This window comes from Stenotrophomonas maltophilia group sp. Smal32, from assembly GCF_030237085.1.
GTDB classification, from domain to species: Bacteria; Pseudomonadota; Gammaproteobacteria; order Xanthomonadales; family Xanthomonadaceae; genus Stenotrophomonas; species Stenotrophomonas maltophilia_Q.
In genome coordinates this window covers 1-7,911 of sequence record NZ_JASJSI010000156.1, presented here as the reverse complement: position 1 = coordinate 7,911, position 7,911 = coordinate 1, and the positions used below count along the sequence as shown (strand labels likewise).

The 7,911-nt window shown below is 67.3% G+C and carries 7 protein-coding genes; 3 read left to right on the top strand and 4 right to left on the bottom strand.

The genetic code is table 11. The features are described 5' to 3' along the window. Positions 1 to 304: 304 nt before the first annotated feature. Positions 305 to 1,180 (top strand): acetyl-CoA carboxylase, carboxyltransferase subunit beta, encoded by an 876-nt coding sequence (gene accD / locus QRO91_RS21145; protein ID WP_005410473.1) that lies wholly within the window; start codon positions 305 to 307, stop codon positions 1,178 to 1,180. Continuing rightward, positions 1,180 to 2,541, top strand: a complete 1,362-nt coding sequence (gene glmM / locus QRO91_RS21140) for a phosphoglucosamine mutase (RefSeq protein ID WP_049429525.1) — start codon at positions 1,180 to 1,182, stop codon at positions 2,539 to 2,541. The genes accD and glmM overlap by 1 nt, the downstream gene beginning before the upstream one ends. Positions 2,542 to 2,621: 80 nt before the next feature. Here the strand turns inward: glmM and QRO91_RS21135 are convergent, their stop codons facing one another. Genes QRO91_RS21135 through QRO91_RS21125 form a run of 3 tightly spaced genes read right to left on the bottom strand, consistent with a single transcriptional unit; the run spans position 2,622 to position 6,515 of the window. Next, positions 2,622 to 3,479 (bottom strand): polysaccharide deacetylase family protein, encoded by an 858-nt coding sequence (locus QRO91_RS21135; protein ID WP_049429526.1) that lies wholly within the window; start codon positions 3,477 to 3,479, stop codon positions 2,622 to 2,624. Continuing rightward, positions 3,472 to 4,617: a glycosyltransferase family 4 protein gene (locus QRO91_RS21130; RefSeq protein ID WP_049429527.1), complete on the bottom strand. Its 1,146-nt coding sequence runs from the start codon at positions 4,615 to 4,617 to the stop codon at positions 3,472 to 3,474. Before QRO91_RS21130 ends, QRO91_RS21135 begins: the two co-directional genes overlap by 8 nt. Positions 4,618 to 4,637: 20 nt before the next feature. Next, positions 4,638 to 6,515, bottom strand: a complete 1,878-nt coding sequence (locus tag QRO91_RS21125) for a DUF3413 domain-containing protein (protein ID WP_285310552.1) — start codon at positions 6,513 to 6,515, stop codon at positions 4,638 to 4,640. Between the two features lie 146 nt (positions 6,516 to 6,661). Between QRO91_RS21125 and QRO91_RS21120 the strand changes: the two genes are divergently transcribed. After that, on the top strand, positions 6,662 to 7,642 hold the full coding sequence (locus tag QRO91_RS21120; protein WP_049429529.1) for an isopenicillin N synthase family oxygenase: 981 nt from the start codon (positions 6,662 to 6,664) through the stop codon (positions 7,640 to 7,642). On the opposite strand, the gene QRO91_RS21115 is transcribed toward QRO91_RS21120, so the two are convergent. Then, positions 7,629 to 7,911, bottom strand: a 283-nt coding sequence (locus tag QRO91_RS21115; protein WP_285310551.1) for a hypothetical protein, incomplete at its 5' end; no start/stop codon positions are given. The genes QRO91_RS21120 and QRO91_RS21115 overlap by 14 nt on opposite strands.

Below are 7,911 nucleotides of genomic sequence, written 5' to 3'. Positions count from 1 at the left end.
CCCCCCCCCCTAAATAAACCCCCCCCCCCCCCCCGAAACCACCCACCAGAATAGCGCCGCCCGCGCCGGAGGACAAAACACCACGGGTTGGGGCCGGCGAACGCCCCGGCCGAGCCGCGGCGGGCCCCGCGCCGCGCCACCCGCGCCCCAGGCCCCGGTGCTACCCAGCACCTAAACGTACGTCCCAGCATGGTTTTTTCCAGCACCCCCATGCCCGGCAAGGGGGTGCACGGGCAGGGAAAGCGGAGCTAGACTGTCCGCCTTTGCGGCCCCCGGGCCGCCCTGAACGGAAGTGTCCTCCCGCATGAGTTGGCTCAGCAAGTTGATGCCGTCCGGCATCCGCACCGACAACACCCCCAGCAAGAAGCGCAGTGTCCCCGAGGGCCTGTGGGAAAAGTGCAGCAACTGCGGCAGCGCGTTGTACCGTCCGGAACTGGAAGAAAACCTGGAGGTCTGCCCGAAGTGCGGCCATCACATGGCGATCCGCGCGCGCGCGCGCCTGGCCGCCCTGTTCGACGCCGACAGCACCACCGAGATCGGTGCGCGCCTGGGGCCGACTGACCTGCTCAAGTTCAAGGACCAGAAGAAGTACAGCGAGCGCATCAAGATCGCGCAGAAGAACACGGGTGAGTACGACGCGCTGATCGCCATGCGCGGCCTGCTCAAGGGCCGTGCGTTGGTCGCCTCGTCGTTCGATTTCGCCTTCATGGGCGGCTCGATGGGCTCGGTGGTGGGTGAGCGTTTCGCGCTGGCTGCTGAAACCGCAGTGGAGATCGGTGCGCCTTACGTGTGCTTCTCGCAGAGCGGCGGCGCGCGCATGCAGGAAGGCCTGTTCTCGCTGATGCAGATGGCCAAGACCTCGGCCGCGCTGGGCAAGCTGCGCGAAGCTGGCCTGCCGTACATCTCGGTGCTGACCCACCCGACCACCGGTGGCGTGTCGGCCTCCTTCGCAATGCTGGGCGACATCAACATCGCCGAACCGCAGGCGCTGATCGGCTTTGCCGGCCCGCGCGTGATCGAGCAGACCGTGCGCGAGAAGCTGCCGGAAGGCTTCCAGCGTTCGGAGTTCCTGCTGGAGCACGGTGCCATCGACCAGATCTGCGACCGCCGCGAGATGCGTGACCGCCTGTCCGATCTGCTGGCCATGCTGGGTCGCCAGCCGGCGCCGGAGGTGGCTTGATGGGAGGCCGCAAGTACTTCGGCACTGACGGCATCCGCGGACGGGTCGGCCAGGGCGTGATCTCGGCGGACTTCGTGCTGCGGCTGGGCAATGCCCTGGGCCGTGTCCTGGTGGCCCAGCGCGGCCAGGACGGGCGCCGACCGATCGTGGTGATCGGCAAGGACACCCGCATTTCCGGCTACATGTTCGAGGCGGCGCTGGAGGCCGGCCTGGTCGCTGCCGGTGCCGATGTGCAGCTGCTGGGACCGATGCCGACGCCGGCAGTGGCGTTCCTGACCCGCACGCTGGGCGTGGACGCCGGCATCGTCATCAGTGCCTCGCACAATCCGCATTACGACAACGGCATCAAGTTCTTCTCCGCCCAGGGCGAGAAGCTCGACGATGCCACCGAACTGGCCCTGGAAGCGGCACTGGACGTTCCGTTCACCACCGTTGAGTCGGAAAAACTGGGCAAGGCATCGCGCGCGCGCGAGGCGGTCGGCCGCTACATCGAGTTCTGCAAGGCCAGCGTGCCGCGCACATTCGACCTGCGTGGCCTGCGCCTGGTGCTGGATTGCGCGCACGGTGCCACCTACCAGATCGCGCCGCTGCTGTTCCGCGAACTGGGTGCCGAGGTGATCGGCATCGGTGCCGAGCCCAATGGCGTGAACATCAACGCCGGCGTCGGTTCCACCCATATCGACAACCTGGCGGCCAAGGTCCGCGAGACGCGTGCCGATCTCGGCATCGCGTTCGACGGTGATGGTGATCGCGTGCTGATGGCTGACGACCAGGGCAACCCGGTGGACGGCGATGACCTGCTGTACATCCTGGCCCGTGCGTGGAAGGCCGAAGGCCGCCTGCGCGGCCCGGTGGTCGGTACGCTGATGAGCAATTACGGCGTGGAGAAGGCGTTCGCCGACCTGCAGATACCGTTCGTGCGCAGCAACGTTGGTGATCGTTACGTGCACCAGGCGCTGGTGGAAGGTGGTGGGGTGCTTGGTGGCGAAGCCTCCGGCCACCTGCTGTGCCTGGACCGGGCCACCACGGGGGATGGCATCGTGAGCGCGCTGCAGTTGCTGGTGGCACTGCGCAACAGCGGCCAGACCCTGCGCCAGGCGCTGAAGGGACTGGAGCGGGTACCACAGAAGACGGTCAACGTGCGGTTGGGCAATGTCTCGGCCAAGGCCACGGTGCAGGCCGACAGCGTGCAGGCCGCGCTGGCGGCCGCGCAGCAGTCGGTGGCCGGTCGCGGTCGCGCGTTCCTGCGCCCGTCCGGTACCGAGCCGGTGGTGCGGGTTACCGTGGAGGCCGATGACGCCACGCTGATGCAGGAAACGCTGGATCGGCTGTCTGCAGCGGTGCGCGAAGCCGCTGCCTGAGGCAGCTGTGCATTGGCCCAAACAAGAACGCCCCGTAAAGTCGGGGCGTTTTTCGTTCAGGCGGCAGGGCTGCGCGAGGCTCACGGCCCCGGCACCATCTTCTTCTGCCGCGCCTTGAAGCCATTGAACAGCGGCGCGATCAGGGGGCTGTAGCTCTGGGCGATGCGCTTGCGCAACCAGCTCGCAGGGCGGTTGCGGATCGCGAAGCGGTAGATGCGTTCCGGATCGCCGCCCACAACGTTGCGGCCGAACGGGTGGGTGGTGTGCAGGTAGCGGAAGCCGTGCTCGCGTGCCACCTCGATGTGGTCCTGGTCGAAATCGCCATAAGGCCAGCACAACGTATCGGACACCTCGCCGAGCTTGTCCCGCAGGACTTCGCGCGAGACTGCCAGATCGTGGCTCAGGCCCGCACGGCGCTGTGCGCGGTCCAGGTCATCGCGGCGCAGCCAGCGGGTGTGGGTATGGGTGTGGCAATGCACTTCGAAGGTGCCGGCGGCGATGGCCGCGCGCGCTTCGCTCCAGCGCATCATCACGTCGTCGCTGCGGTTATGCTCGTAGATCGCCGCTTCGCAGCCGCGGTGGTCCGGCGTGGCAGGCAGCACTGCCCCAGCAAGCCCCGCATGGGGCCGCTCCGAGCCTTCGCCCATCCAGCCGGTGACCACGAACACCACTGCGTGCATGCCGTACTTCTGCAGGATCGGGTGCGCATATACCCAGTTGTCCAGGTAGCCATCGTCGAAGGTGATCACGATCGACTTGCGCGGCACCGGCTTGCCGGCCAGGAAGCCGGCGTACTGGTCCAGTGTCAGCGAAGTCCAGCCGTTGCCGGCCAACCAGGCGATCTGGCTTTCGAAATTCTCCGGTGACACGGTGATCATGCCCGGCGACGGACTGACGTGGTGGTGCATGAGCACCGGTACGGTTCGGGCATCAGCCATGTCCCAGCTCCCTCAGCCACTGGCGGTAGTAGTGTTCGGTGGTCTCACCGTGGCCATCGGGGGTGAACCGGTGCGCGCCGTGCATCCAGTCCCACCCGGCGCGGCCCATCTGCCGCCGCCGTTCCGGATCTTCCACCAGCAGGCGCAGTGCGCCTGTCAGGGCTGCATTGTCGCCCAATCGGGTGAGGATGGCATTGCTGCCATCGACCACCATCTCCGGCACGCCACCCACGCGCGTGGCCACGATCGGCACCCCGACATAGGCGGCCTCCAGGAACACGGTGCCGGCCGCTTCCTTGTGCGAAGCCAGCGCGAAGATGTCGAAGCCGGCCATCAGCCGGCACGCGCCGTCACGATAGCCGAGCAGGTGGACCTGCTGCTGCAGCCCGTGCTCGTCGCGCAGCGCCTGCAGCCGATCCATGACCGGCTGGCCATCGCCGATCACCACCAGATGCAGGTTCGGATGCGTCCTGCACAGCGGCACCATCGCCTGCAGGAGGTCGGCATGACCCTTGGGTTCGCGCAGCACCGCCACGCAGCCGACCACGATGTCCTGTTCGCCGAAGCCGAGCTCGGCGCGCACTTCCGCGCGCACCTCCTGCAGGCATTGCCAGGGATCGGCCTTGCGGATCTCGCTCCAGCGCGGCGGGACTGCCATTGGCGGCACGATGCCGATGTGCTCGGCCGCAATGCCGCGCTCGGCCAGCAGCTGCTTGACGAAGCTGCTGACGGTCAGCACCCGGTGCGGCAGGCCGGTATAGGTCAGCAGCGAGTTGACCGGGCTCATCAGGTGGCGCGAGCGTACTACCAGCGGCGTGCCGCCCAGGCGTGCGCCGGCGGCGGCGATCAACGTGTCACGGCGGCTGGTGGTGTTGACCACATCGTAGCGCTCGCGCCGCACCAGGCGCGAGACTGACCAGATGCCGCGCAGCAGGCGCAGCAGGCCGCCCATGCGCAGGGTGTGCACGGTGAAACCGTCGTCGCGGGCCAGCTTGGCCAGTCGCGCTTCGGGCTGGCACAGCAGCGCCACCTCATGGCCACGCGCGCGCATCACCTGCATGTGGCGAAAGATGTAGATCTCCTGTCCGCCCATTCCCTTGGCGGCTTCGGTGTGCAGGATGCGCAGCGGACGGTTCATGCGGGATCGATCCTTGAAGGTCAGCGGTTGCGGAAGCGGGTCAACGCTTCCCATGCAGTGCGTACGGCAGCCGCATCAGGGGCCTGCTGGGGCAGCGGGAGGTAGTGCCGGTCCAGGGCTGTGGCGTTGCCGAACTTGTCGAACACGTAGATCGCCTCGCCATGGCGTATCGCGCGCTGCGACCAGCTTTCGACCACCAGGGCACGCGGGCCCTGCGGTTCGGCCAGCAGATCCTGGCCGGTGCTGAAGTCGCCCAGTGCGTTCTCGCAGCCCAGGGCATGGCGCATCAGGGTCGGTACCCAGTCCTCATGCGAACTGATGCGTGCTTCGCGGCCGCTGCCCTGGCCGGGCCAGTGCAGCACGAACGGGACCTGCAGCTGGTAGTCGGAGAAGTTGCCGTTGTGGCCCCAATAGTTCAGCTTGAGGTCGTTGAACTCTTCGGCATGGTCGCCGGTGACCAGCACGATGGTGTCCTCGGCCAGGCCCTGTGCGCGCAGGTCGTCCAGCAGCGAGCCGATCAGGCTGTCTGCGTAGTGCACCGCGGTGCGGTAGCGGTTGAGTTCCGGCGTAGGGTCATGCTCCGGGCCGAATTTGAGGAAGTCGATGTCCGCGGCCATCGGCGTCGCCACTGGCGGGTAACCGTCGGGCATGTGGTAGGGCGCGTGGGTGGAGTCGAGGAACACGAAGCCGAACCACGGGCGCTGCGCCGCCTGGCTGGCGCGGATGTCCTGCTGCAGTGCACTGATGATCGCGCGGTCGCGGCCGTCGGACTTCAGTGCCGATGGCCCCTGGTGCAGCTGGTCGCGCACATCGGCGAATGCCGTGCGATCGAATTCCGGGCTGTACAACGGCGCACTGCCGTACAGGTGCAGGTCGTAGCCCTGCTGGCCCAGCACCTGGAACAGCTGCGAGCCGCGCTGCTCGTCGAGCATGCTTGGCCAGTAACCACCGGGCAGGCCGTACAGCAGCCCGAACAGGCCGTAGCGGGTGGCATTGCCGGTGCTGAAGTGGTGGTCGAACACGCGCGCGTCCTGCGCCAGCGCCGACGTGTTGGGCATCAGCTGCGGTGTCAGCACGTCCTGGCGCAGCGATTCCAGCACCACCATCAGCACATTGGGACGATGCGGGTTCTGGCAGCGCAGCGGGTGCAGTGGGTACTGCAGCTGCGCATGCCGCGGGTCGGGCAGGCCGGCCTGCTGCTGGCTGACCACGCCCAGGCGCCGCATGAAGCTCTTGGCGGTGATCGGTTGCGCCCACGGCAGGTAGTTCCACTGCCCGATCACATCGCGGTCGCCGCGGGCGTCGTAGTAGGAGGTGGCGACCTGGCCGCCAGCCATCAGAAGTGCGACCGCTGCCCACGTCTGCAGCACCCGTCGCCGGCGCGGCGCTGCCGGCAGCAGCTTCCAGCACGCCCAGGCCAGCAGGCCTTCGGCGGCAAAGACCGCGGCGACCAGCAGCGCGACCTGCAGCCAGGTCTTCCAGGACAGGGCGACCTGGTCCTGCAGGGCGCCGCCGAACACCATATTGATGACCATGGCGTTGAGGTGGAAGCGGTACAGGGTGAACACCTTGGCGTCGACCAGCAGCAGGCACAGCCACAGGCCCTGCAGGAGAACGGCGCTGATGCTCAGCGTACGGGCAGTGCGTGGCCACAGCCCCAGCAGCAACGGCAGCAGGCCGGCCAGCGCGCCGAACGCGAGCAGGTGGCCGGGCAGGGCGATCGCGAGGTAGGCCAGGCCCGCGCTGCCGCCTGGATTGTCCCGCAGCGGCACGTTGCCCAGTGTGATCGCCGCAGCCAGGGCCGCATTGCCGGCGACGAACAGCGACCACCAGGCCAGCCGGCGCCAACGCCGGGTGGAACCTTCAAGGGCGGGTGCGGCAGGGGCGGCTGCGGACATGGCGGGGCGGATTCAAGGAGCGGGCAAAGGGTCGGGCCCAACGTGACGGAAGCGTTAATCCGCGCGCGGGTCGCGCATTGTATCGGTTTGTTTCTTCGTATCGAGTGGCGTCCCCCGGGCGATCTGGCACAATGTTCAGGCGGGCCATGAATACGCGGGCCCCTAGACCCAATGACAAGCCAGGAATCGCTGTGAGCCAGATCCCCACCCTCGACATCACCCGTTTCGACAGCGACCGCGAGGCCTTCGTGGCCGAGCTGGGCGCGGCCTACCGCCAATGGGGATTCGCGGGCATCCGCAACCACGGCATCCCGCAGGCCGACATCGACGCGGCCTACGATGTCTTCAAGGCCTTCTTCGCCCTGCCGGACGAGGTCAAGCGCAAGTACCACGTGGCTGGCAGCGGCGGCGCCCGCGGCTACACCCCGTTCGGCGTGGAAACCGCCAAGGGCTCCAAGCACTTCGACCTGAAGGAGTTCTGGCACATCGGTCGCGAGATCGCCGATGACTCCAAGTACCGTGACGTGATGGCGCCGAACCTGTGGCCGACCGAGGTCGAGGGCTTCCGTGAGCGCGGCTACGGCCTGTACCAGGCGCTGGACAACCTGGGCTCGCGCGTGCTGTCGGCGCTGGCCCTGCACATTGGCCTGCCGGAGGACTTCTTCGCCGACAAGACCAACTTCGGCAATTCGATCCTGCGCCCGATCCATTACCCGCCGATCACCACCGACGACATTCCGAACGTGCGTGCCGGCGCCCATGGCGACATCAACTTCATCACCCTGCTGGTCGGTGCCAGTGCCGCGGGCCTGGAAGTGCAGTCGCATGATGGTGAGTGGGTGCCGTTCACCTCGGACGCGGACACCATCGTGGTCAACATCGGCGACATGCTGCAGCGCCTGACCAACCATGTGTACCCGTCGACCATCCACCGCGTGGTCAACCCCCCGGGCGAGCTGGCCCGCCAGCCGCGCTACTCGGTGCCGTTCTTCCTGCACCCGAACCCGGATTTCCTGATCGACGTGCTGCCGTCCTGCATCACCCCGGAGAACCCGAGCCGGTACCCGGAGCCGATCACCGCCCACGGCTTCCTCGAGGAACGCCTGCGCGAGATCAAGCTGAAGTAATGAAGAAGCCGCCGAAAGGCGGCTTTTTCATTACGGGTAGCGCAGGGCCATGCCCGGCGAGCGCAGCGGAGGGTGTTCGGCAGGGTTGCACCCTGCACCCGCAGAGGCCAAAGCCAAAGCCAAAGCCAAAGCGGCTCTGGATTTCTGCGCCTTCGACAGTTTCCCGGTGACGGTTGGCAAATCGTGATTTCCGGTAGGTGTCGACCTTGGTCGGCACGGTAGATCCACGCCATGCGTGGTTGAGATCTGTCAGATCGAAGCGGGGTAGG